Source organism: Embleya sp. AB8, assembly GCF_049739465.1.
Lineage (GTDB): Bacteria > Actinomycetota > Actinomycetes > Streptomycetales > Streptomycetaceae > Embleya.
The window spans coordinates 148952-173633 of record NZ_JBMHHY010000020.1 but is presented as its reverse complement, the minus strand read 5'-3'; the positions used below and the strand labels follow the sequence as shown (position 1 = coordinate 173633).

General features: G+C 72.2%; 19 protein-coding genes. 13 read left to right on the top strand and 6 right to left on the bottom strand.

Annotated elements, in window-relative coordinates; translation table 11 throughout:
- Window positions 1-148 precede the first annotated feature (148 nt).
- Window positions 149-529, top strand: a complete 381-nt coding sequence (locus ABIA38_RS28810) for a DUF485 domain-containing protein (RefSeq protein ID WP_424641775.1) — start codon at window positions 149-151, stop codon at window positions 527-529.
- On the top strand, window positions 526-2139 hold the full coding sequence (locus tag ABIA38_RS28805; protein ID WP_424641774.1) for a solute symporter family protein: 1614 nt from the start codon (window positions 526-528) through the stop codon (window positions 2137-2139). Before ABIA38_RS28810 ends, ABIA38_RS28805 begins: the two co-directional genes overlap by 4 nt.
- Here the strand turns inward: ABIA38_RS28805 and ABIA38_RS28800 are convergent.
- Window positions 2133-3062 carry a sucrase ferredoxin gene (locus tag ABIA38_RS28800; RefSeq protein WP_424641773.1) on the bottom strand — a complete coding sequence of 310 codons (930 nt, stop codon included), beginning with the start codon at window positions 3060-3062 and terminating at the stop codon, window positions 2133-2135. The genes ABIA38_RS28805 and ABIA38_RS28800 overlap by 7 nt on opposite strands.
- A 114-nt stretch (window positions 3063-3176) precedes the next feature.
- On the opposite strand from ABIA38_RS28800, the gene ABIA38_RS28795 reads away from it, so the two are divergent.
- A complete protein-coding gene (locus tag ABIA38_RS28795) occupies window positions 3177-3650 on the top strand; it encodes an HD domain-containing protein (protein ID WP_424641772.1) in 474 nt (157 codons plus the stop codon).
- 70 nt (window positions 3651-3720) lie between these two features.
- On the opposite strand, the gene ABIA38_RS28790 is transcribed toward ABIA38_RS28795, so the two are convergent.
- Complete coding sequence (locus ABIA38_RS28790; protein WP_424641771.1) at window positions 3721-6189, bottom strand: DNA gyrase/topoisomerase IV subunit A; 2469 nt, start codon at window positions 6187-6189, stop codon at window positions 3721-3723.
- Window positions 6190-6438: 249 nt separating this feature from the next.
- Between ABIA38_RS28790 and ABIA38_RS28785 the strand changes: the two genes are divergently transcribed.
- The 4 genes from ABIA38_RS28785 (at window position 6439) to ABIA38_RS28770 (ending at window position 12050) form a co-directional block, all read left to right on the top strand.
- Window positions 6439-6684: a DUF2630 family protein gene (locus tag ABIA38_RS28785; protein ID WP_424641770.1), complete on the top strand. Its 246-nt coding sequence runs from the start codon at window positions 6439-6441 to the stop codon at window positions 6682-6684.
- Between the two features lie 138 nt (window positions 6685-6822).
- A complete protein-coding gene (locus tag ABIA38_RS28780; RefSeq protein ID WP_424641769.1) occupies window positions 6823-8142 on the top strand; it encodes a M16 family metallopeptidase in 1320 nt (439 codons plus the stop codon).
- A complete protein-coding gene (locus ABIA38_RS28775; protein WP_424641768.1) occupies window positions 8139-9503 on the top strand; it encodes a M16 family metallopeptidase in 1365 nt (454 codons plus the stop codon). Before ABIA38_RS28780 ends, ABIA38_RS28775 begins: the two co-directional genes overlap by 4 nt.
- Before the next feature lie 78 nt (window positions 9504-9581).
- Window positions 9582-12050, top strand: a complete 2469-nt coding sequence (locus tag ABIA38_RS28770) for an HAD-IC family P-type ATPase (RefSeq protein ID WP_424641767.1) — start codon at window positions 9582-9584, stop codon at window positions 12048-12050.
- Between the two features lie 77 nt (window positions 12051-12127).
- Here the strand turns inward: ABIA38_RS28770 and ABIA38_RS28765 are convergent, their stop codons facing one another.
- A complete protein-coding gene (locus tag ABIA38_RS28765) occupies window positions 12128-12523 on the bottom strand; it encodes a hypothetical protein (protein WP_424641766.1) in 396 nt (131 codons plus the stop codon).
- Window positions 12524-12702: 179 nt separating this feature from the next.
- On the opposite strand from ABIA38_RS28765, the gene ABIA38_RS28760 reads away from it, so the two are divergent.
- Entirely contained in the window at window positions 12703-13392 is a 690-nt protein-coding gene (locus ABIA38_RS28760; RefSeq protein ID WP_424641765.1) for a hypothetical protein, read from the top strand.
- Window positions 13393-13451: 59 nt separating this feature from the next.
- On the opposite strand, the gene ABIA38_RS28755 is transcribed toward ABIA38_RS28760, so the two are convergent.
- Complete coding sequence (locus tag ABIA38_RS28755; protein ID WP_424641764.1) at window positions 13452-15182, bottom strand: AMP-binding protein; 1731 nt, start codon at window positions 15180-15182, stop codon at window positions 13452-13454.
- A gap of 243 nt (window positions 15183-15425) precedes the next feature.
- Here ABIA38_RS28755 and ABIA38_RS28750 point away from each other — a divergent pair, with 243 nt between their 5' ends.
- Both ABIA38_RS28750 and pdxA read left to right on the top strand, forming a co-directional pair.
- Window positions 15426-16679, top strand: a complete 1254-nt coding sequence (locus ABIA38_RS28750; RefSeq protein WP_424641763.1) for a four-carbon acid sugar kinase family protein — start codon at window positions 15426-15428, stop codon at window positions 16677-16679.
- Complete coding sequence (pdxA, locus tag ABIA38_RS28745) at window positions 16672-17757, top strand: 4-hydroxythreonine-4-phosphate dehydrogenase PdxA (RefSeq protein WP_424641762.1); 1086 nt, start codon at window positions 16672-16674, stop codon at window positions 17755-17757. The genes ABIA38_RS28750 and pdxA overlap by 8 nt, the downstream gene beginning before the upstream one ends.
- A gap of 108 nt (window positions 17758-17865) precedes the next feature.
- On the opposite strand, the gene ABIA38_RS28740 is transcribed toward pdxA, so the two are convergent.
- Together ABIA38_RS28740 and ABIA38_RS28735 are read right to left on the bottom strand one after the other, a co-directional pair.
- On the bottom strand, window positions 17866-18876 hold the full coding sequence (locus ABIA38_RS28740; protein ID WP_424641761.1) for a pseudouridine-5'-phosphate glycosidase: 1011 nt from the start codon (window positions 18874-18876) through the stop codon (window positions 17866-17868).
- 30 nt (window positions 18877-18906) lie between these two features.
- Window positions 18907-19245: a VOC family protein gene (locus ABIA38_RS28735; RefSeq protein ID WP_424641760.1), complete on the bottom strand. Its 339-nt coding sequence runs from the start codon at window positions 19243-19245 to the stop codon at window positions 18907-18909.
- Between the two features lie 124 nt (window positions 19246-19369).
- Here ABIA38_RS28735 and ABIA38_RS28730 point away from each other — a divergent pair, with 124 nt between their 5' ends.
- The 3 genes from ABIA38_RS28730 to ABIA38_RS28720 all read left to right on the top strand — a co-directional run bounded on the left by ABIA38_RS28730 (window position 19370) and on the right by ABIA38_RS28720 (window position 24436).
- Entirely contained in the window at window positions 19370-22102 is a 2733-nt protein-coding gene (locus tag ABIA38_RS28730; protein ID WP_424641759.1) for a GNAT family N-acetyltransferase, read from the top strand.
- Window positions 22103-22685: 583 nt separating this feature from the next.
- Complete coding sequence (locus ABIA38_RS28725; RefSeq protein ID WP_424641758.1) at window positions 22686-23273, top strand: DUF5998 family protein; 588 nt, start codon at window positions 22686-22688, stop codon at window positions 23271-23273.
- A complete protein-coding gene (locus tag ABIA38_RS28720; RefSeq protein WP_424641757.1) occupies window positions 23270-24436 on the top strand; it encodes an alkaline phosphatase family protein in 1167 nt (388 codons plus the stop codon). The genes ABIA38_RS28725 and ABIA38_RS28720 overlap by 4 nt, the downstream gene beginning before the upstream one ends.
- The last annotated feature ends 246 nt before the right edge of the window (window positions 24437-24682 follow it).

Genomic DNA, 24682 nt, shown 5'->3' with positions numbered 1-24682 from the left:
CATCCGTACCGGTGAATCGTGCCGAACCTGGCCGTGCGGCCCGCGCCCGCTGACCATGCTGAACACCGGTCCCATCGAACGTCCGTCCAGGGTGTTCGCGGCGGGGCGGAACCGCGCGGTACGGCGATCGACGAGGAGAGCTACTACGGTGACGACCAGTTCGTACCGACCCACACCCACCCGGGGTGTGCCGTTCGACGACCCGGAGCCGGATTCGCGCGCGGACATCTACCTACGCGTGCAGGCGAGCCCCGAGTTCCAGGAAATCCGGCGCGGCTATCGCGACTTCGTCTTCCCGACGTCGCTGGCGTTCCTCGCCTGGTACCTGCTCTACGTGTTCGCCTCCACGTTCGCGCGCGAGTTCATGGCGCAGCGGATCATCGGCACGTTCAACGTCGCGCTCGCGTTCGGACTGCTCCAGTTCGCCAGCACCTTCCTGATCACGTGGGCCTACGCCCGCAACGCGCGCACCAAGCGCGATCGGGCCGCGCTGGATCTGCGCTGGGAGACCCAGGAGATGTTCCGGTGAACGGCGTGCGGTTCGCCGCAGCCGCCGGGCATCGCGGCCTGACCGGCGTGTTGTTCGTGGTCCTGGTGGTGATCACGCTCGGGATCACCGTGTGGGCCAGCCGGAACAGCCGTACCACCAACGACTACTACGCCGGCGGGCGGGAGTTCTCCGGGGCGCAGAACGGGCTCGCGATCGCCGGCGACTACATGTCGGCGGCGTCCTTCCTGGGCATCGCCGGGCTGATCGCGCTGTTCGGCTACGACGGCTTCCTCTACTCGATCGGCTTCCTGGTCGCGTGGCTGGTCGTGCTCATGCTCGTGGCCGAACTCGTGCGCAACTGCGGGCGGTTCACCATGGCCGACGTGGTCGCCTTCCGGATGAGTCGCAAGCCGGTGCGGACCGCGGCGGGGGCCGCCACGATCGTGGTCTCGATCTTCTACCTGATCGCGCAGATGGTCGGTGCGGGCACGCTGGTCGCGCTGTTGCTCGGGGACGGCGGCGGCTCGGCGCAGACCTGGACGATCGTCGGGGTGGGCGCGCTGATGGTGGTCTACGTGACCTTCGGCGGGATGAAGGGCACCACCTGGATCCAGATCGTCAAGGCGGTGCTGCTGCTCGGCGGCGCGATCCTGATGACGATCCTGGTCCTGCTCCGCTTCCACTTCGACCTCAACGAACTGCTGCGCACCGCCGCACACACCAGCGGCCACGGCCGGCACTTCCTGGAACCGGGCCTGAAGTACGGGAAGGACCTGACCAGTCGGCTGGACTTCATCAGCCTGGCGATCGCCCTGGTGCTCGGCACCGCAGGTCTCCCGCACATCCTGGTGCGGTTCTACACGGTGCCCACCGCGCGCGCCGCGCGGCACTCGGTGATCTGGGCGATCGCCCTGATCGGCACGTTCTACCTGCTCACCATCGTGCTCGGGTTCGGCGCCGCGGCGGTGCTCGGGTCGGATCGGATCCGCACGTCCAACGCGGCGGGCAACACCGCGCTGCCCCTGCTCGCGGAGGAACTCGGCGGGGGACCGGACACGTTGGGCGGCGTGGTGCTGCTCGCGGTGATCGCGGCGGTGGCGTTCGCGACCATCCTCGCGGTGGTGGCCGGCCTCACGCTGGCCTCCTCGGCGTCTTTCGCGCACGACCTGTACACCAATGTGATCCGCACCCGGGAGACCGACGAGAAGAGCGAGTTGCGGGCCGCTCGGCTGTCCGCGATCGTGATCGGCGGGATCGCGATCGGGCTGAGCCTGTCCGCGCAGAAGCTCAACGTCGCGTTTTTGGTCGCGCTCGCCTTCGCGGTGGCCGCCTCGGCGAATTTGCCGACGTTGCTCTACACGCTGTTCTGGCGGCGGTTCAACACCAACGGCACGGTGTGGGCGATCTACGGCGGGCTCGGTTCGGCGCTGTTGCTCGTGTTGTTCTCGCCGGTGGTCTCCGGTGGCAAGACCCCGCTGATCACCGGGGTCGACTTCCACTGGTTCCCGCTGGAGAACCCGGGGATCGTGTCCATCCCGATCGGCTTCCTGTGCGGCTGGATCGGCACGTTGCGCTCCGACGAGGCGGCGGACGAGGCGAAGTACGCCGAGTTGGAGGTGCGTTCGCTGACCGGGGCGGGGGCCTACTGACGGTGCGTCAATAGCCGGGCCCGCATGCTGGTCGGGCGGCCCTCGCCCTTGCCGCAACTCTCCGGCCGGGCGGGGGCCTCGGCGCGCGCGTCCACCGCGACCGTCCAGGTGCGGCCGTCGGTGTGGTCGACCCGGATCGTCCAGCCGCCGTCGTCCTCGGCGCGCTCGTCGTAGACGGACAGCGCGTCGGCCCGGCGTTCGCCGCAGTCGGCGCGGACCGCGAGCTCGGCGGCCTGGCCGGCCCGGGAGTAGGTGGACCGGCCCCGGCAGTGGTCCGGCACCATCTCGCCGCGCCGCGCGGCGGTGAGCACGGCGCCCGCCGAGCCGGGGTCCAGGCGGCCGTACAGGTAGCCCTGCGGGAGCACCGCGGCGGTCGGGGCGAACCGGTGACCGCCCAGGTGGGTGACCTCCCAGGTGGCCTCGGGGAAGCTCACGGCGAGCGCGGCGGCCAGCGGTCGACCCGCCACCGCGCAGCAGCGGTCGCGTTTGCCGTTCGTGCACACCAACAGAAGCGGCTCGGCGACCGGCTCGCCGATCGAGGGCTCGGTCGGTCCGGCCAGCGCGACCAGGTCGAGCGTGAGCAGCTCGGCGGCGGTACGCACGCGCAGTCGGCGCAGCCAGGTGCCGCCGGGCTCGGTCCAGGCCAGGAAGACGGCCCGGAGACCGTCGGGGGCTGTGCCGGCCTCGTCGGCCGGGATCCGGCCCGGCTCGTCGGGCCTGCGGATCAGCGCGGCGCGGAAGCCGGCCCGGTCGGCGCGTGCGTCCAGTTCCCGGCCCACCTCGGCGTCCAGGCCGCGGCTGCCGGTCAGCGCCTTGGCGGCCCACGGGCCGGGGTGTTCGACGAGCAGCCAGCCGCGGGTGGTCGGCGCGGTGCCGGCCAGCGGTTCGGCGAGTTCACGGGAAAGAAAGACGCAGGTGGCCACGACTGTGCACCTTATGGCGTCCGCCTCCGGGGCGACCTGATCGACCCCGCCCCGAGCGCCCGGTGCGGCCGACCCCGGTACGGTTGTTGCACACGGTAATGATGGGAGGCGGCCATGCCCCAGGGACGGCCCGACGGGAGCGCGGCGATAGCCGGCTTCACGTTGGACGACGCGGTGGCGCTCGCCAGGGCCGCGCACGACGGTCAGTTGGACAAGGGTGGCCATCCGTACATCACCCACCCACTGCGGGTGATGAACCACGTCGAGGGCACCCAGCAGCGGATGGCGGCGGTGTTGCACGATGTGATCGAGGACACGCCGGTGAGCGCGGACGACCTGCGCGCCGCCGGGGTGCCGGAGCGGGTGGTGGCCGCGGTGATAGCGCTGTCCAAGCTGCCCGGCGAACCGCTGGAGGTCAGCATCGCCCGCGCGGCGGCGGACCCGATCGCGCTGGTGGTCAAGCGGGCCGACATCGCGGACAACCGGTCCGAGGCCCGGCTGGGCCAGCTCGACGCGGCGACGCAGGTGCGGTTGCGACACAAGTACGCGCGCTCGATCGAACTCCTGGAGGAGTTCGCCGCGCGCTGAACGATGCGGTCGACGAACGGGTGAGGCCCCGCGGCGAGGGACGCCGCGGGGCCTCGGTGTGTGGGGCCGGTCAGGCGGTGCCGGGCGGTCCGCCGACCACCTCGACGGGCTTGACCAGCGGTGTCCCGGAGCCGTCCCGGCGCGGGTCGAGCGCGGGCAATTCGACCGGCGCGCCCTTCGCGTCCGCGGCCCGGGCAGGCTGCGGGCCCGCCCAGGCCAGCCGCAGGGTGGTCTCGCCCTTGAGGAAACGCTGGCAGCGCACGCCGCCGGTGGCCCGGCCCTTGCGCGGATACTCGGCGAACGGGGTGACCTTGCAGGTGCCGTATTCCGAACCGAACAGCGCGTCGCCGCTGTAGGCGGCGACGGTGACCACCACGGCGTCCGCGCCCGGATCCACCGCGGTGAACGAGATCACCGACTGCTTGGTGCCGAGCTTGATCCCGGCCATGCCGCCCGCCGGGCGGCCCTGCGGCCGGACCATCGACGCCTGGAAACGCAACAACTGCGCGTCGTCGGTGACGAAGACCAGGTCCTCCTCGCCGGTGCGCAGCTCGACCGCGCCGACGATCGAGTCGCCCTCGCGCAACGCGATCACCTCCAGGTCGTCCTTGTTCGCCGGATAGTCCGGCACGACCCGCTTGACCACCCCCTGCGCGGTGCCGAGCGCGAGCCCGGGGGAGTCGGCGGACAGCGTGGTCAGGCACACCAGTCGTTCGTCCGACTCGAGCGAGACGAACTCGGACAGCGGCGCGCCGCCGGCCAGGTTCGGCGCGGTCGCGGTCTCCGGCAGCGCGGGCAGGTCGACCACGTTGATCCGGACCAGCCGGCCGGTGCTGGTGACCGCGCCGACCTCGCCGCGCACCGTGGCCGCGACCGAGGAGACCACCAGGTCGTGCCTGGCCCGATCCCCCTCGGGCGGCAGCGGGCCGCCGGTCGAGGTGCGGGCCAGCAGGCCGGTGGAGGACAGCAGAACGGTGCAGGGCGCGTCGGTGACCTGGAGCGGGACGGCCGCGGCGGAGACCTCCGCCGATTCCAGGAGCACCGTGCGGCGCGGCGTGCCGTACTTCTTGGACACCGCGGCCAACTCGTCCGAGACGACCTTCCGCAGCAGCTTGTCGTCCTCCAGGATCGTGGTCAGCTCGGCGATCTCGGCGCGCAGCCGCTCCTGCTCGGCCTCCAGTTCGATCCGGTCGAACCGGGTGAGCCGGCGCAGCGGGGTGTCCAGGATGTAGGACGCCTGGATGTCGGACAGCGAGAACGTCTCCATCAGACGTTCCTTGGCCTGCGCCGAGTTGTCGCTGGAGCGGATCAGCTCGATCACGCGGTCGATGTCGATCAGCGCGACGAGCAGACCGTCGACCAGGTGCAGCCGCTCCTGGCGCTTGCGGCGGCGGAACTCGCTGCGCCGGCGGACCACCTCGAAGCGGTGGTCGACGTATACCTGGAGCAGTTCCTTCAGACCCAGGGTCAGCGGCTGGCCGTCGACCAGGGCGACGTTGTTGATGCCGAAGGTCTCCTCCATCGGCGTCAGCTTGTAGAGCTGCTGGAGGATCGCCTCGGGGTTGAAGCCGTTCTTGATCTCGATGACCAGCCGCAGCCCGTGCGAGCGGTCGGTGAGGTCCTTCAGGTCCGCGATGCCCTGGACCTTCTTGGCCTGCACCAACTCCTTGATCTTGGCGATCACCCGCTCCGGGCCGACGTTGTACGGCAGTTCGGTGACCACGATGCCCTTGCGGCGCGCGGTGACCGACTCGATCGTCGCGGTGGCGCGGATCTTGAAGGTGCCGCGGCCCTTCTCGTAGGCGTCGCGGACGCCGCCCAGACCGACGATCCGACCGCCGGTGGGCAGGTCGGGACCGGGGACGTGGCGCATCAGGTCGTCGAGATCGGCGGTGGGGTGGCGGATCAGATGGCGGGCCGCGGAGACCACCTCGACCAGGTTGTGCGGGGGCATGTTGGTGGCCATGCCGACCGCGATCCCGGAGGCCCCGTTGACGAGCAGGTTCGGGAACGCGGCGGGCAGGACCCCCGGTTCCTGTTCCTGACCGTCGTAGTTGGGGCCGAAGTCGACGACGTCCTCGTCGATCGAGTCGACCATCAACATCGCGGCCGAGGACAGCCGGGACTCGGTGTATCGCATCGCGGCCGGCGGGTCGTCGCCGCCGAGCGAGCCGAAGTTCCCGTGGCCGTCGATCAGCGGCAGGCGCATCGAGAACGGCTGTGCCATCCGCACCAGGGTGTCGTAGATGGGGCCGTCACCGTGCGGGTGCAGCTTGCCCATCACCTCGCCCACGACGCGGGCGCACTTGACGTAGCCCCGGTCGGGGCGCAGGCCCATCTCGGCGGCTTGGTAGAGGATGCGGCGGTGCACGGGCTTGAGCCCGTCGCGGGCGTCCGGCAGTGCCCGCGAGTAGATGACCGAGTAGGCGTACTCCAGGAAGGAGCCCTGCATCTCGTCGACGACATCGATGTCGAGGATGCGTTCCTCGAAGTCGTCCGGTGGCTGCGGACCGGAAGTTTTCGTACTACGGCGGGCCATGCGCGGCGTTGCTCCTTTGCTTCTTCGGGCCGGCGCCGGGCCGTGTCTCCCGTGTCCGCCCGAGGGCGGCGCGGCCGGGGACGGCCCGCACGGCGTGCCCATTGTGGCGCGCCGGTGCGACATGTGAGTGCATCGACCCGGGTGACAGCGTGCTTGAGGGCCGTGCGAGGGGGGAAGGACAGCCCTTTGGCCCACGGTTGTGCCGCAGTCTCCGGCCGCCGTCCGAGCAGGAAAAGAAAGGGTTCCGCGATGGACGACAAGCAGATCCGCGAACGCATCACCGACATGGTCGAGCAGGAGCGTGCCCTGCGCGAACAACTTGCGCAAGGTGTGATCGGCACCGGCGAGGAGCACGGCCGACTGGCCGAGGTGGAGGCCGAACTCGACCGATGCTGGGACCTGTTGCGGCAGCGGCAGGCGTTGCGCGACGCGGGCGCGGATCCGGCCGCGGCCGCCGCGCGGCCCGCGCGCGAGGTCGAGGGCTACCAGCAGTAGCCGTCGGGCCGCGCATCGTCGCCGCTTCGCCCACCGCGAACAGCCCCACGAGCGGGAGTCGAAGGAGTCCTTCGCGTCGTTAGGGTGAGGGTGGCCGCCGTCGCGGCGGTCACCCTCCAGGAGAGGACGGATGGGCTTATGGCAGGACCGGCGACTGCATCGTTGGGGTTCACCGCGACCACGCACACCCTCGGCAACGGGCTCCGCGTGGTGCTCTCGGAGGACCACGTCGACCCCGTGGCCGCCGTCTGCCTCTGGTACGACGTGGGCTCACGGCACGAACGGCCCGGGCGGACCGGGCTCGCGCACCTCTTCGAGCACCTGATGTTCCAGGGCTCGGCCAACGTGCACGGCAACGAGCACTTCGAGTTCGTCCAGTCCGCGGGCGGTTCGCTCAACGGCACCACCAGTTTCGAGCGCACCAACTACTTCGAGACGATGCCCGCGCATCAGGTCGAACTCGCGTTGTGGCTGGAGGCGGACCGGATGGGCGGGCTGCTGCGGGCGCTGACCGAGGAGAGCCTGGACAACCAGCGCGACGTGGTCAAGAACGAGCGCCGGCAGCGCTACGACAACGTGCCCTACGGCACCGCGTGGGAGCGCCTGGTGGCGATGGCCTTCCCCGAGGGCCACCCGTACCACCACATGCCGATCGGCTCGATGGCCGACCTGGACGCCACCTCGCTGGCCGACTGCCAGGCGTTCTTCCGGACCTACTACGCGCCGAACAACGCGGTGCTCGCGATCGTCGGCGACGTGGACCCCGAGCAGACGCTCGCGTGGGTGGAGAAGTACTTCGGGAGTATCCCCGCGCACGACGGCAAGCCGGTGCCCGCGGACGGCGCGTTGCCCGCGCTGCTCGGCGCCGAGTCGCGCGAGGTGGTGCACGAGGACGTGCCCTCGCCGGCGCTGATGGCCGCCTACCGGATGCCCGCCGACGGCACCCGCGGCGCGGACGCCGCGGACATCGCGCTCACCGTGCTCGCCGAGGGGGAGAGTTCGCGGCTGAACACCCGCCTGGTGCGGCACGACGAACTCGCGGTCTACGCGGGGGCCGGGCTGATGCGCCTGTCGGGCACCGCGTCGGTGGCGATGCTGGACGTGAAGGCGTCCGGCTCGGGTGCGGTGGAGGCGATCGACGCGGCGGTCGCCGAGGAACTCGCCCGGTTCGCCGCCGAGGGGCCCACCCCGGCCGAACTCGAGCGCGCGCAGGCCCAGTTGGAGCGCGCCTACTTGGACACGATGGCCACCGTCGGCGGACGGGCCGACGAACTGTGCCGCTACGCGACGCTGTTCGGCGACGCGAACCTGGCGTTCACCGCGCTGGACCGGCTCCTGGAGATCACGGCCGAGGAGGTGCGGGCGGTGGCCGCCGAGCGCCTGGTGCCGGACAACCGGGCGGTGCTGGTGTACGAACCGACCGACGACGCGGACGAGAACGAGGAGCAGGTCGCGTGACCCAGACCGGCGAGATGGTGTTCCACCCGCGCCCCGGCGCGGGGGTGGCCCGCGAATGGACCTTCCCCGCGCCGCGGCGCTCGGTGCTCGGCAACGGCCTGACCGTGCTGCGGGTGGACCGGCCCGGCCAGAAGGTGGTGGCGGTCGAGCTGGTGCTCGACTCGCCGCTGGCCGCCGAGCCGACCGGGTGCGAGGGCGTCGCGACGATCATGGCGCGGGCGCTGACCGAGGGCACCGACAAGATGGAGGCCGAGGAGTTCGCCGCCGAGCTGGAGAGCTGCGGTGCGACGATCCACACCGACGCCGACCACCCCGGCGTGCGGGTCGCGCTGGACGTGCCCGCCTCGCGCCTGGAGCGGGCCCTGGGGCTGCTCGCGGACGCGATGCGGGCGCCGGCCTTCCCGGCGGACGAGGTGGACCGGCTGGTCCGGCAGCGCCTGGACGAGATCGTGCACGAAATGGCCAGCCCGCCCCGGCGGGCGGCGTTCGCGCTGAACGCGACCCTGTTCGACGACTCGGTGCGGCTGTCCCGGCCGCGCGCGGGTACCGCGGAGAGCGTCGCGCGGGTGGATCGCGCGGCGGTGTGGGACTTCTTCACCGCTCACGTGCGCCCGCAGACCGCGACCCTGGTCGTGGTCGGCGACTTCGCCGGCGTCGATGTCACCGGCGTGCTCGAGCGCACCATCGGCACCTGGAGCGCGGCGCCCGCCGAGCTCTCGCAGCCGGGCCCGGTGATCGCCGACGACCACGCGCGCGTGGTGATCGTGGACCGGCCGGGCAGCGTGCAGACCCAGCTGCTGGTCGGGCGGACCGGACCGGGCCGCGAGGACGCCTCGTGGCCCGCCCTGAGCATCGGCACCTACTGCCTGGGCGGCACCCTCACCTCGCGCCTGGACCGGGTGCTGCGCGAGGAGAAGGGCTACACCTACGGCGTGCGGGCGGCCAACCAGTCGTTGCCGGGCGGCTCGCTGCTGGCCATCCACGGCTCGGTGGAGACCGACGTCACCGGCCCGGCCGTCGCGGACCTGGTCACCGTGCTGCGCACGCTGGCCGCCGAGGGGCTGACCGACGGCGAGCGGGACGCGGCGGTACAGAGCATCGTGGGGGTGGCGCCGCTGAAGTACGTGACGCCGCGCGCGGTGTGCGACTCGCTCGCGGACATGGCCGCCGAGCGGTTGCCGGACGACTACCTGCCGGAGCTCTACCTGCGGCTGGCCGCGGTGCGGACCGAGGACGCCGCCGCGGCGGCGTCCGCCGGGTTCGACCCGGAGCACCTCGTGGTGGTCCTGGTGGGCGACGCGGGCAAGATCCGCGAGCCGCTGGAGGCACTCGCGCTCGGACCGGTCACGGTCGTCGAGTAGCGATGCTGCGGCGGTGGGCCGAGCACAACGGCCGGCCCACCGCCAACGCCTGTTGCTTGGGGCACTTACGGTAGACCCATGACTCAGCCTTTGCCGGGCGCCGGGCCCGGAGAGACGACGGCCATCCCACCGATCGACAGACCCGACGGGAAGGAAAGCGAACCCATCGTGCGCTCCGGTGTGGGACTGACCACCGCGGATGTCGCGGAACGGGTCGCGAGAGGGGACGTCAACGACGTCCCGGTGCGCTCGAGCCGATCGACGACCGAAATCGTCAAGGCGAACGTCTTCACCCGCTTCAACGCCGTGATCGGCGTGCTCTGGCTGATCATCCTGTCGGTCGGGTCGGTCAAGGACGGCCTGTTCGGCTTCGTGATCATCGCCAACACCGGGATCGGCATCATTCAGGAGATGCGCGCCAAGCGCACCCTGGACCGGCTCGCGGTGATCGGCGAGTCCAAGCCGGTGGTGCGCCGCGACGGTCAGGCGGTCGCGCTGTCGCCCTCCGACATCGTGCTCGACGACGTGATCGAGCTGGGCGCCGGCGACAAGGCCGCGGTGGACGGCGTCGTGGTCGAGGCCGACAACCTGGAGATCGACGAGTCGCTGCTCACCGGCGAGGCCGACCCGGTGATCAAGCGTCCTGGCGATCCGGTGATGTCCGGCAGCTTCGTGGTGGCCGGCAACGGTGCGTTCGCCGCGACCCGGGTGGGTCGCGAGGCCTACGCCGCGCAGCTGATGGAGGAGGCCAGCAAGTTCACCCTGGTCGCCTCCGAACTGCGCAACGGGATCAGCACGATCCTCAAGTACGTCACCTGGATCCTGTTCCCGGCCGCGATCGCGCTGATCATCAGCCAGTACCGGCTGGAGAACACCACCGGGCGCGAGGCGGTGACCCGGATGATCGCGGGCATCGTGCCGATGGTCCCCGAGGGCCTGGTGCTGCTCACCTCGCTGGCCTTCGCGGTCGGTGTGGTGCGCCTGGGTCGCAAGCAGTGCCTGGTCCAGGAGTTGCCCGCGATCGAGGGGCTGGCCCGGGTGGACGTGGTCTGCCTGGACAAGACCGGCACGCTCACCGAGGGCGGGATGAACGTCGCCGAGGTGCGCGAGCTGACCGAGGGCCTGCCGGTCCGGGCCGCGCTCGGCGCGCTCGGCACCACCGAGCCCCGGCCGAACGCCAGCCTGGCCGCGATCATCGAGGAATGCCCGGCCGTACCGGGGTGGACGTCGGTGGAGAGCGTGCCGTTCTCCTCGGCCCGCAAGTACAGCGGCGCGACCTTCGAGGTCGACGGCGCGCGGGCCACCTGGTTGATCGGCGCCCCCGAGGTGCTGGTGACCACGCGGGCGCACGGCGAACTGCTCGCCGAGGCCGAACGGCTCGGCGCGCAGGGCCTGCGAGTGCTGATGCTGGTGCGTACCGACGCCTCGCTCGCGCACACCGTGGACTCGCTGGTCGGCGGCCCGGACGGGTCAAACGTGACGCCCGCCGCGCTGATCGTGCTCGAACAGCGGCTGCGACACGACGCGGGCGCGACCCTGGACTACTTCGCCGAACAGGGCGTCGCGGCCAAGGTGATCTCCGGGGACAACGCGATCTCGGTCGGCGCGGTGGCCGCCAAGCTGGGCATCAAGGGCGCCGACCACCCGGTGGACGCCCGCACGCTGCCCACCGACCAGAACGCACTCGCCGACGTGCTGGAGGCCAACACGGTCTTCGGCCGGGTCACCCCGCAGCAGAAGCGGGACATGGTCGCCGCCCTCCAGTCGCGCGGCCACAACGTGGCGATGACCGGCGACGGCGTCAACGACGTGCTCGCGCTCAAGGACGCCGACATCGGCGTGTCGATGGGCTCGGGCAGCGAGGCCACCAAGGGCGTCGCGCAGATCGTGCTCCTGGACAACAGCTTCGCCACGCTGCCGTCGGTGGTCGGCGAGGGCCGCCGGGTGATCGGCAACATCGAGCGGGTCTCCAACCTGTTCCTGACCAAGACCGCCTACTCGGTGCTGCTGGCCATCCTCGTGGTGATCGCCAACGTGCCCTACCCGTTCCTGCCCCGGCACCTGACCCTGCTGGCCTGGTTCACCATCGGTACGCCGGCCTTCTTCCTGGCGCTGGCGCCGAACAAGGAGCGGGCCCGGCCCGGCTTCGTCAAGCGGGTGCTGCGCTACTCCGGGCCGTCCGGGGCGATCGCCGGCGCGGCCACCTTCACCGCGTATCTGCTGGCCCGCTCGCACTACGGCGCCACCGACGCCACGCGTACGGCGGAGACCTCGATCGCGACCCTGACGTTGTTCCTGGTCGGCCTGTGGGTGCTCGCGATCATCGCCCGGCCGTACACGTGGTGGCGGATCGCGTTGGTCCTGGTGATGGGGGCCGGGTTCGCCACGGTGTTGACCGTGCCCTGGTTGCAGAACTTCTTCGAACTCAAGCTGGTCGGCACGCAGATGCCGTGGACCGCGGTCGGTCTCGCCATCGCGGCCGGGCTGCTCCTGGAGGTGGTCGCCTACTGGAACAAGCGCCGGTTGGCGAACGAGGTGGCGGCCTGACCGGCTGCCGACGCACGCACGCGGGTCGGACCGGTGACGGTCCGGCCCGCGTGCGGGTTTCGGGCCCACCACCACCGCTACCGCTCGGCGAGTGCCAGGGCCGTGCCGAGCAGCGCCGAGCCGCCGGCCAGGCAGGCGATGAAGGCGCGGCGCCCGCGCGGCAGTTCGCGCCGGTGTACGCAGGTGATCAGCGTGTCGCCGAGGTCGGCCGCTGCGCCCGCCAGGGCCCAGGGCCGGACCGGCTCGCCCCGGACCGCCGTGTACATCGCGCCCGCCCCGAGCGCCACGTCGCGCCCGCCCAGCGCGCGGGCGAACACCAACGCCCCCGTGCGGTCCGCGTCGGCGCCGATCCACGGCCGGGACACCCGGGGCGGATCGAGCAACGCGACCACGCCGAGCGCCGCGCGGGCCGCGCCCCAGCCGAAGGTCGCCGGGCGGACCAGCCGGTCGGCGAAACGTTCCGTAGTCGTCACACCCGGCACGGTATCGCTCCCGGGTCACTCCAGCGGCGGGTGATTTCGTGCATTAGCCTCGCCCTGCCGTACACACGCACCGGCGAAAAACGAGCGGTCGGCGCCGTCGTGACGATCCGTCACGCATCCACGGGGGTGGAGGGAGGCGTCGGGTCGCACCACGGGGATGGAGAACCACGTTGTACCTGCGCAAGCCCGCCGTCTCGGCACTGCTGATCACCGCTTCCGTCGTCGCGCTCACCGGCGGATGCGGCCTGATCGACAAGGCCAAGGGCGACGACAAGGACGACAAGAAGGACGACAAGAAGAACGCGGCGACCACCGCACCCCAGACGCCCGGCGGCACCGGCGGCGCACCCGCCACCCAGCCCGGCGGCGGTCAGGGCACCGCGCCCGGCACCGCGCCGGCAACCGGCAAGCCCGGCGGCGGCACGATCGACGTGAACGCCAAGGACTTCTGCAACCTGCTGACGCCGGCCGAGCTCAAGGGCGTGGTCGGCGGCGAGGTGGCCCGGACCAAGAACGATGCCACGCTGCGCTCCTGCCGCTACTACGGCCCGGCGGACACCCCGCTGGTGGACGTGCAGTACTTCACGCACAGCGCCAGGCTCGCGGGCACCCCCGACAGTGTGCTGGCCAAGAACGACCTGGCGAAATTCGGGCAGAAGATCACCGATCTCGGCCCGTTCCCCACGCTCTACGTGCCCGGCGGCGGCACCTACCCGGCGCCCACCAGCCCCCAGGTCTACTTCGCCAAGACGCACGGCGACCTGGTCGTGGAGGCGCACGTCTCGCTCACGCCCTTCTCGAAGGACCTGCCGCGCGCCCAGCACATCGCGGTCGCCAAGATCGTCGCGGACCGGATCTGAGCCGCGGCCGCGCCGCGCACCCGTCGGGGCCGGACCGCGGTCCGGCCCCCGATCCGGGCTCAGTTGCCCTTGAGCTCGGGGAAGTCCTCCTCGAACCATTCGAGCGGGCCCCGCCCGGCCAGATCGCCGTCGTGCAACTCACGCTCGCGGCCCCGCAGTTCGACCCGGCGGATCTTGCCGGAGATGGTCTTGGGCAACTCGGCGAACTCGATCCGGCGGACCCGCTTGTAGGGCGAGAGCACCACGCGCGCGTGCCGCAGGATCGCCAGTGCGGTCTCCCGGGTGGGCTCGTGCCCGGGTGCGAGCACGACATACGCCTTGGGCACCGCGAGCCGCACCGGGTCGGGTGAGGGCACCACCGCCGCTTCGGCCACCGCGTCGTGCTCGATCAGCACGCTCTCCAATTCGAACGGCGAGATCCGGTAGTCGGACGCCTTGAACACGTCGTCGGAGCGGCCCACGTAGGTGATGTAGCCGTCCGTGTCCCGGGTGCCGACATCGCCGGTGTGATAGAAACCGTCGCGCATCGACTCGGCCGTACGCTCCGGGTCGTCGAGATAACCCGTCATCAGACCCAGTGGCCGGGCGGCCAGTTCGAGGCAGATCTCGCCCTCGGCGCCGGGTTCGGCGACCACCTCGCCGGAGATCGGGTCGACCAGCGCCACGGCGTAGCCGGGCAGCGGCCGGCCCATCGACCCCGGACGCACCGGCTGTCCCGGCGCGTTGCCGATCTGCGCGGTGGTCTCGGTCTGCCCGAAGCCGTCCCGGATGGTCAACCCCCAGGCGGCCCGCACCTGTTCGATCACCTCCGGGTTGAGCGGCTCGCCCGCGCCGATCACCTCGCGCAGCGCGGTGCGCCAGCCGCCGAGGTCCTCCTGTACCAGCATCCGCCACACGGTCGGCGGCGCGCAGAACGAGGTCGCCCCGCAGCGCACCATGGTGTCCAGCAACGGCCGGGCGGCGAACCGCTCCTGACGCACGATCAGGATGGTGGCACCGGCATTCCAGGGGGCGAAGAAGTTGCTCCACGCGTGCTTGGCCCAGCCGGGCGAGGAGATGTTCAGGTGTACGTCGCCGGGCCGCAGGCCCAGCCAGTACATGGTGGACAGGTGCCCGATCGGATAGCTCGTCTGGGTGTGGCCCACCAGCTTGGGCCGCGCGGTGGTGCCGGAGGTGAAGTACAGGAGCAGCGGGTCGGTCGCGGCGGTCGGCCCGTCGGGGGTGAACGGCTCGAACGGCTCGTCCGCGTCGTGCGCGTCGGCGAACGTCAGCCAACCCGGAGTCGGTTCGCCCACCACGATCCGGGTCCACTCGCCCGGCACCTCGGCGAAGCCCTCGGTCACCGCCGACTCGGCGATCACGTGCGCGACATCGCCCCGGGTGACCCGGTCGGTCAGGTCGGCCGGCGCCAACATCGTGGTGGCCGGAATGATCACCGCGCCCAGCTTCATCGCGGCCAGCATCGCCTCCCACAATTCGAGCCGGTTGCCCAGCACGAGCAACACCCGGTCGCCGCGCCGCACCCCCCGCGCGCGCAACCAACCGGCGACCCGGTCCGAGCGCCGGGCCAGTTCGGCGAAGGAGACCTTGGTGTCGGTGCCGTCCTCGGCCACGATCCACAACGCGGTGGTGTCGTTGTCGCGCGCGATCGCGTCGAACCAGTCGAGCGCCCAGTTGAACTCGGTGGGATCGGGGCGCGGGAAGTCCCGGCACGCGGTGGGCTGATCCTCGCGGTGTTCGAGCAGGAAGTCGCGCGCAGCGCGAAAAGCCTCGGTCGCACCCGTCGTCATCGCCGAATTCCTCCGTCTGTCGTGCCGTGTCGCGATACCTCGGCACCGCGTCGTGGGTGCCGGAACGCACCCTCGCATCACCCGTTCGAGCGGTCAACGACCGGGACCGGGCTCCGCACGTTGACCGTCACGGTGCCGGGCCGCAAGACTCCGGGAAGGCATGGAACCAAGCGGATAAAAATGATCTTGATCTGACAAACGGGACCGTAATTGACAGACAGTACGGGGCGATCCGGTCCACGTGTGCTCGTCCTCGCCGACGACCTCACCGGTGCCAACGCGACCGCGGTGCGCTTCGCCCGGCGCGGCATGCGCACCCTGGTCACCGGAGGGCCGCCTCGGGAATGTGTCAGCGCGCCGGACGTGCTCGTGCTGGACCTGGCCACCCGGCATCTGCCCGGAGTGCAGGCCGCCCGCCGGGTGGTCGCGGGCGCGTCCGTGTTCCCCGACGTGCCGCTGGTGGCCAAGCGGGTGGACAGCACGCTGCGCGGCAACCCCGGCGCGGAGACCGCCGCGTTGCTCCAGGTCCTGGACACGCGCTCGGGGCCGCCGGTGCGCGCCCTGGTGGTGGCCGCGCACCCCGAGGCCGGGCGGACCACCGAGGGCGGCATCCACCACGTGCACGGCGTGCCGATCGCGGACAGCGAGGCGGCCCGCGATCCGTTCGACCCGGTGACCTCCTCGTGTGTGCTGCAGACGTTCGACGCGATCGACCGGCCGATCGCGCACGTCCCGCTCGACGTGGTGCGCGGCGACTCGTCCGGCCTGGCCCGCGCGCTGCTCGACCCGGGCGCCCGGGTGCTGGTGTGCGACGCGGTCACCGAGGCCGACGTGGAGACACTCGCGCTGGCCGCCGCCGCCGCGGCCCTGGGCGGTGAGCTGCGCTGGTTGCCGGTGGACCCCGGGCCGTTCGGCGCGGCCCTGGTCGGCGCCCTCGGCACGGTGCCCACCGGGCGGCCGGTGCTGGGCGTCGCGGGCAGCCTGAGTCGGCTCAGCCGTGAGCAGATCGCCGAGACCGATCGCCGGCTCGGCGCCCGCTGGCTGGAGGTGGGCGACGCGCCCGATCCGGTCCGGGTGGCCGCCGACCTGGTGGCGCTGGCCCGCACCGGCACGGCGCTGATCGGGATCCGCACCCGGGTGCCGGACCGGGTCGACCCGGTGCTCGCCGCGCGGCTCCCGGTGCTGCTCGGCGAGGCGGTCCGGCGCACCCTGGTGGCCGCGCCGTTCGCGGGGGTCTTCGCGACCGGCGGAGACATCGCGGGCGCGGTGTGCACGGCGTTGGACGCGGACGGGCTCGCGGTGGAGACCGAGGTACAGCCGCTCGTGGTGGCCGGCCGGCTGGTCGGCGGGCCGCACGACGGGCTGCCGTTCGCGGCCAAGGGCGGCCTGGTCGGCGACGCGCACGCCGCGGTGGCCTGCGCGCTGCACCTACGGATGAGATCCACCGTCGCGCCGGCCGCGCCGATGGTGGTCACGGTTGGGGAGATCGATGGCTGACGGCGTTGGGCACCCGCGGCCCGTGGTCGCGCTGACCCTGGGCGACCCGGCCGGTATCGGTCCGGAGATCGTCGCCCGCACGCTGGTCGACCCGGGCCTGCCCGGCCTGGTGCGGTGCGTCGCGGTCGGCGACGCCGCGGCGCTGCGGCGCGGCGCCCGGGTCTGTGGGCTGGACCTGAGGGTGCGGCCGATCGACTCCCCGGAGCGGGCGCCGGACCCGGACCCGATGGTGGTCGACATCCTGGACACCGCGACCGTCACCGACGCGACGATCGCCGACGCGATGCCGTGGGGGCGGGTCGGCGCTCCCGCGGGCGCCGCGGCGCTCGCCGCGATCGAGCGCGCGGTGCGAGTCGCCGAGGCCGGGCAGGTCGACGCGATCGCCACCGCGCCGATCAACAAGGAGTCGATCTGGGCGGCCGGCTCCCGGCAGTTGGGCCACACCGAACTGCTCGGCGAACTCACCGGCGCCGTACACCCGGACACGATGTTCGTGGTCGGCGGCCTGAAGATCTTCTTCACCACACGACACGCGTCCTTGCGCACCGCGCTCGACCTGCTCACCGCCGAGCGGGTGGACGCGGCGATCCGAGCGGCGCACGACGCGCTGCTCGTGTTCGGCGAGGACGAGAACCCGGTGCTCGCGGTGGCGGCGGTCAACCCGCACGGGGGAGAGGGCGGCGCGTTCGGCGACGAGGAGATCACGATCCTGCGACCGGCCGTCGAGCGGGCCCGGGCGGCCGGGCTCGAGGTGGTCGGTCCGATCCCCGCCGACGCGGTCTTCCATCAGGGGCTGCGCGGGCGCTACGCGGGGGTGCTGTCGCACTTCCACGACCAGGGCCACATCGCGGCCAAGACGTTCGACTTCGACGGCACGATCTCGGTCACCGTCGGCCTGCCGATCCTGCGCACGTCCGTCGACCACGGCACGGCGTTCGACATCGCGGGCACCGGCGCCGCCGAGTACGCCTCGATGCGCGAGGCGGTCCGCGCGGCGGCCCGATTCGCGCACGCGGTACCGAGGATGCGCGCCCGCTGGCCGCGGGTGACCGGCGGACCGGAGCCGGCGGGCCGGTGACCGGGCGCGGGCACTCGCTCCCGCGTCCGTGCCTCGGTCACCGGACCGATTCGGTGTCGTGGGTGCCGTCGGCGCCTGCGGCGGGCCGCCGGCCGTCCGTCGGCCGAGTCAGCCGATGGTCAGGGCCCTCGCGATCCGGGCCGCCAGGTCCGCGTTGCCCAGGATCAGGGCGACGTTGGCGGCCAGGCTCGCGCCGCCGGTCTCGCGGTGGAAGAACTCCAGCAGGTACGGAGTGACCGCCTTGCCGCGGATCCCGCTCGCGGCCAGCGCGGCCAGTGCCCGATCGAGCACCCGATCGTGCAGGACCGGATCCAACTGCTCGGCCCGAGGCACCGGATTGGCCACCACCACGGCGCTGCGCCCCAGTCCGAGCGCCTCGTGCGCGCGCACCACGTCGGCCACCTCGTCCGCGGTATCCACCCGCCACTCCAGGCGATGGCCCGAATCGGCCAGGTAGAACCCGGGGAAGGCATGCGTACCGAACCCCACCACCGGCACGTTGAGCGATTCCAACCGCTCCAGCGTCGCGCCCACGTCCAGGATCGACTTGATCCCCGAGCACACCACGGTCAGCCCGCATCGGGTCAGCGCGACCAGATCCGCCGACTCGTCCCAACTCTCCCGAGCCTGCCGATGCACCCCGCCGAGCCCGCCGGTGGCGAACACCCGGATGCCGGCCTGATGCGCCAGATGGGCGGTCGCGCCCACGGTGGTCGCGGCATGCCCGCCCCGCGCGGCGATCAGCCCCAGATCACGCATCCCGGCCTTGAGCACATCCCGCGAGGTGGCCACGAACTCCAGCGTCTCGGGGTCGAGGCCGATCGACGGGCGACCGTGGACCAGCGCGATCGTCGCCGGAACGGCGCCCGCGGCCCGGACCCGGCTCTCGATCTCGCGCGCCACCCGCAGGTTGTCCGGACGCGGCAGCCCGTGCGCGATGATCGTGCTCTCCAGAGCGACCACCGGTCGCCCCGCGGCGAGCGCGTCCGCGACCTCCGGCAGGATCCGCAAGCCGTTCACCGGAAGCACGCTACCGGGCGCGAGCGGCAGGGGCGCCGCATACGCGCCGGGACGCGGCGGCTCGGCGTCGCCCCGGCGCTCGGATACTCCGATGATCATGGCAATCCGCCGTCCCGCCCCGACCCGCGCTCAGTGCCGGGGCTGGTACAGCACGGCGGTCCAGCCGTCCGGCCCGGTCACCCGCGCGCGCACCTCGTGCGGGCCCTCGACCGACTCGCCCACGGTGAACCCGCCCTCGCGCAGCGGCACCAGCGCCGCGTCGAGGTCGGCGACCTTGACCATCACCGACGCCGACTCGCCTTCTCGATCGGTGCCCGCCAGCGCCAGGCGACCTCCGTTGACGTCGAATTGCGCCCAGCGTTCCCCGTCCACGAAGGTCGGTTCCGCGCCGAGCACCGCGGTCATGAACCGCACCGCGGCGGCCATGTCGGCGACGGGGAAAGCGGCGGACAGGCCCTGAGCGGACATGGGATGCCTCCTACGGCGAGAGACGGGCACGGTATCTGATGGTCTATCAGGCGCACCGGACACCGGCCGAGTCGGGTCGGCGCCAACCCACCGACAGCGCGTCCCACCGGTTAGCCTCACAACCGTGGAGCCCACCGACACCGCAGGTCCGCCGGCCGAGCCCCCCGCGCACTGGGAGGCCGACGTCGTGCTGCGCGACGGCGCGACCGCCCACGTACGCCCGGTCGGTCCGGACGACGCGGGTCGCCTGGTCGACTTCTACGCGCGCGTCTCGGCCGAATCCAAATACCTGCGCTTCTTCACGCCCTACCCCAGGCTGTCCGACCGCGATGTGCGCCACTTCACCACCCACGACTGGGTCGACCGGGTGGGCCTGGGCCTGTTCGTCGGCGACGAGATGTTGGCGATCGTGCGCTACGACCGGATCGGCCCCGACGGCCGCTCCGTGCGCACCGGCCCCCAGGGCCGCTCCGCCACCGCCGAGGTGGCCTTCCTGGTCCAGGACGACCAACAGGGCCGCGGCGTCGCGTCGGTCCTGCTCGAACACATCGCCGCGGTGGCCCGCGAACGCGGCATCCGACGCTTCGTGGCCGACGTACTGCCGTCCAACCGGCGGATGGTCACCGTGTTCACCGAGGCCGGCTACACCCAGCAGTCCGCGTTCGAGGACGGCGTGGTCCGACTCACCCTGGAACTCGCGCCCACCGAGACCTCACTGGGCGTCATGCTCGGCCGTGAACACCGCGCCGAGGCCCGCTCGATCGCGCGCCTGCTCACCCCGCGCTCGGTCGCGGTGATCGGCGCCAGCCGGCGCGAGGGCACGGTCGGCCACACGCTCCTGGCCAACCTGCGCGCCGGCGAGTTCACCGGCGAGGTGTACGCGGTCAACCCGAAGGCGGGCCGCGAACCGATCGACGGCGTGCCGACCTACGCCTCCGTACTGGACATCCCCGGCCAGGTGGACCTGGCCCTGGTCGCGGTCCCCGCCGACGCGGTCCGGCAGGTGGTCGAACAATGCGGCCGCAAGGGCGTGCACGGCCTGGTCGTGGTCTCCTCCGGCTTCGCCGAGACCGGCCCCGAGGGCCGCGAACGCCAGCGCCGACTGGTCCGCGCCGCCCGCCGACGCGGCATGCGGGTGATCGGCCCGAACTGCCTGGGCGTGCTCAACACCGACCCCGAACTGCGGGTCAACGCGAGCCTGTCGCCGCGGATGCCGCGCCGCGGCCGAGTGGGCATGTTCGCCCAGTCCGGCGCGCTCGGGATCGCCATCCTGGAATCCACCGTCGGTCGCGGCATCGGCTTGTCCACGTTCGTTTCGGCGGGCAACCGCGCCGACGTCTCCGGCAACGACCTGCTCCAATACTGGGAGGACGACCCGGCCACCGACGTGGTGCTGCTGCACCTGGAATCGATCGGCAACCCGCGCAAGTTCACCCGCCTCGCCCGCCGGGTCTCGCGCAGCAAACCGGTGGTCGCGGTCAAATCCGGACGGCACAGCCAGGGCGTCCCGCTCGGCCACGTCACCCGCGCGCTGAGCCTGCCCGACTCGGCCGTGGACGCGCTGTTCCGCCAGGCGGGCGTGATCCGGGTGCCCACCGTCGCCGAACTCTTCGACGTCGGCCAACTGCTCGCCTACCAACCGCTGCCCGCCGGCGACCGGATCGCGATCATCGGCAACTCCGACTCGCTCGGCCTGCTCACCCAGGACGCCTGCGCCAGCGCCGGCCTGAACCCGCTGCGCCCGGTCGACCTGACCACCTCCGCGACCGCCGACGACTTTCGCGCCGCGCTCGCCGACGCGCTGGCCTGCACCGAGACCGACGCGGTGATCACCGTGTTCATCCCGCCGCTGACCACCTCCGGCGACGAGGTCGCCGGCGCGATCGCGGACATGGCCGGACGGGCGGCGGAGATCGGCAAGCCGTTGCTGACCACCTACCTCGCGCACGAGGGACTGCCCACCCAACTGCGCCGACTCGACGCGGACGGGGTGCCCGCGTTCGGCTCGGTGCCCTCCTACCCGGCGCCGGAGAACGCGGTCCGCGCGCTCGCCGAGGTGGTGCGCTACGCCGCGTGGCGCCGCCGGCCCACCGGCCGGGTGCCCGAACACCCCGAGGTACGCACCGACCACGCCCGCGCGCTGGTCCGCGCCCGGCTCGGCGGCGAGGACGCGGCCGGCCTGTCCCCGGCGGACGCGGCCGAGCTGCTCGACTGCTACGGCATCGAACTGCGGCGCGCGGTAAGGGTGGACGGCGAGGACGCGGCGGTCCGCGCGGCGACCGAACTCGGCTACCCGGTCGCGCTCAAGACCATCGCCGAACATCTGCGCCACCGGGTGGACGTGGACGGTGTGCGGCTCGACATCGGCGCCGAGGCCGGACTGCGCCGAGTCTTCCGGGAGTTGACCGCCCGCCTGGGCGGCCCGGACCAGGCCCGCCTGGTGGTGCAGTCGATGGCGCCGCACGGGATCGCCACCGTATTGGGCCTGACCTACGACGAATCCTTCGGCGCGGTGCTCTCGTTCGGCCTGGCCGGACCGGCCACCGAACTGCTCGGCGACGTGGCGCACCGCCTGGTCCCGGCCACCGACCAGGACGTGGCGGACCTGGTCCGCGAGGTCCGGGCGGCTCCGATGTTGTTCGGATATCGCGGCGCCCGTCCGGTGGACGTGCCCGCCCTCGAGGACATCCTGCTGCGGCTGTCCCGGCTGGCCGACGACCTGCCGCAGGTGACGTCGATCGAACTGAACCCGGTCGTGGTGGCCCCCGAGGGCGCACACGTACTCGGCGCGCTGATCCGCCTGTCCCGCCCCCCGGCCCGCACCGACCTGGGCCCGAGGTCCCTGTCCCGGCCGTAGCCGGTGCGCACCCGGATATCTCGCACGTGGGCATTTCGTACCTGGACGTTTCTTAGGAGGACATACGGAACCGCCGCCGTACTCACATGCCACCCCGAGCTGTGGCACCTACGTACGGCGACGGCTCCGGGCCGGATCCGCTCCGCGGCATGCCCCTCCGCGCCTGCCCTCCACATGGCCGCGCATTTCATGCCGTTCGACGCTTTCCGGACCGAGCCGCCCCGCGCCGGTCGTTTCCCCGAGTGTCCCCGGCGGCGAGGCGGTGTCACTCGTACCCCCGCCCGGGGGCCCGAGTGTCGTGAGAGATCCGCCGGTGCCACCGTCTACACGGCGCGTCCCTGTTGCCCCGGCCGGGCCTCTCGAGGGATCAGTCAACCCCGCCGAACCGTCGAACGGGAGGGCGCACGGAAGGCGCACGGTGGCGATCCGTGGATGCCGTACCCACAGTGCGCATCCACCTCACCCGTTCGGGCCTGTCATTACGTCGACAAACCGTCACCATTCGGCAACGGCCGGTATGCGACCCGATCTTCGGACGAGGTGGATGGCGCACGTGTGCCCCCGGAGGTGCCAGGATGGGGGTATGGCTAAGACCACCACCTCGACCCAGGGGCTGCGCACGGCCATCGAGCGCAGCGGTTACTACCCGAGCCTCGTTGCCGACGCGGTCGAGTCCACGATCGGCACCGAGCCGGTCGACGCTTTCCTGGTGCACCAGGAGACCACGTTCGATTCCAATGAGGTCCGCCGCCACATCACCGTTCTGGTGCTCACGCCAGGCCGCTTCCTGGTCAGCCACACCGACGAACACGCGCCGGACGACACGTCGCCCACGCCGTACGCGACCACGTCCACCGAGACGGTGCGGATCGACCGACTCGAATCGGTCGTGGTCAGTCGCGTCGTGGGCAACCCCGCCGAATACGTTCCGGGCGCCCCGCCGCGCGAGGCCGTGCTCACCATCGGGTGGGGCGCGGTCGGTCGGATCGACCTCGAACCGGCAGGTTGCGCCGACCCGAACTGTGAGGTCGATCACGGCTACACCGGTTCGCTGACCGCCGACGACCTCTCGCTGCGGGTCAGCGAGGCCGCCGACGGCCCCGAAGCGGTCGAGCTCACCCTCACGTTCGCCCGCGCGCTCTCCGAGGCCGTGGCCGGCATCAACCAGTGAGCGCCTCCGTTTGGCTCGACGAACAACCCCCGGTCCCGTTGCCCCGCTACGGGACCGGGGCGCTGTCCGACCTGATGCCCTCCATAGCCGCCTCCCTCGGTCTGCCGGGGGAGCGGAACCCGCTCGGCCTCGCGCCCGCGCGCGCCGCGTGCGTGTTCCTGATCGACGGCCTGGGTTGGGAGCTGCTGCGGGCGCATCCGGTCGAGGCGCCCTACCTGCACTCGCTCCTGCCCACGTCGTTCGCCGGCAGCGGTCGCCCGCTGACGGCCGGCTTCCCGGCCACCACCGCGACCAGCCTCGCCTCCTTCGGCACCGGGCTGACCCCCGGGGTGCACGGCCTGGTCGGCTACTCGACGGTGGTGCCCGGCGAGAACCGGCTGATGAACCAACTGCGTTGGGCCGACGACGTGCGCCCGCGCGACTGGCAGCCCTATCCGAGCGTGCTGGAACGCGCCGCGGCGGCGGGCATCACCGTCGCGCAGGTCAACGACGCGATGTTCGAACACACCCCGCTGACCAAGGCGGTCCTGGCCGGGGGCCGCTACTACGGCGCGGAGTTCGGCGAGCCCAGAGTCAAGTCCGTACACCGGCAACTCGCCCGACCCGGACCGGTCCTGGTCTACACCTACGCGAGCGAACTCGACCGCTGCGGCCATGGCACGGGCGTCGACTCACCCGAGTGGCGCGCCGAACTGCGCCGGATCGACGGGGTGGTCCGGGCACTGGCCGAGGGGCTGCCCGCCGACTCGGTGTTGTACGTGACCGCCGACCACGGCATGGTCGACGTGGCCCCCGAACACCGCGTCGATGTGGACGCCGACCCGGGCCTGTCCGCCGGTGTCGCGCTCCTCGGCGGCGAGTCCCGCGCCCGGCACGTCTACACCCGGCCCGGTGCGACCAAGGACGTGCACGCGATCTGGGACGACATGCTCGGTGACCAGATGTGGGTGGCCACCCGCGAAGAGGCCATCGACTCGGGCTGGTTCGGCCCCAAGGTCGAGGATCGGGTCCGCCCTCGCATCGGCGACATCGTGGCGGCGGCCTTCGGCGACATCGCCGTCATCGCCTCCCGCCGCGAACCGGGCGAAGCCCGCCTGATCGGCGTCCACGGCTCGATGACGGCGGCGGAGCAGTCGGTCCCCCTGCTCGAAGTCCGCGCCTAGTTCGCGGCCGCAGGGCCCTGCCGGGTCGGGGGACTCGGTTCGCTCGCGACCTTCGTCTTCGCGGATGGTCGCCGGGCCCACGCCGGCCACGGCAAAGGGGCGGTCTCCTCGGAGCCCGCCCCTTTGCCGAATCCCGCCTGATTCAGGCCTGGTTGCGCCTCTTCGAAGCGACGAGCGTGGCGACGCCCGCAGCGGCGCCGAGCAGCAGGACGATCTTGAACAGCTTGCCCATGGGAATGGACCCCC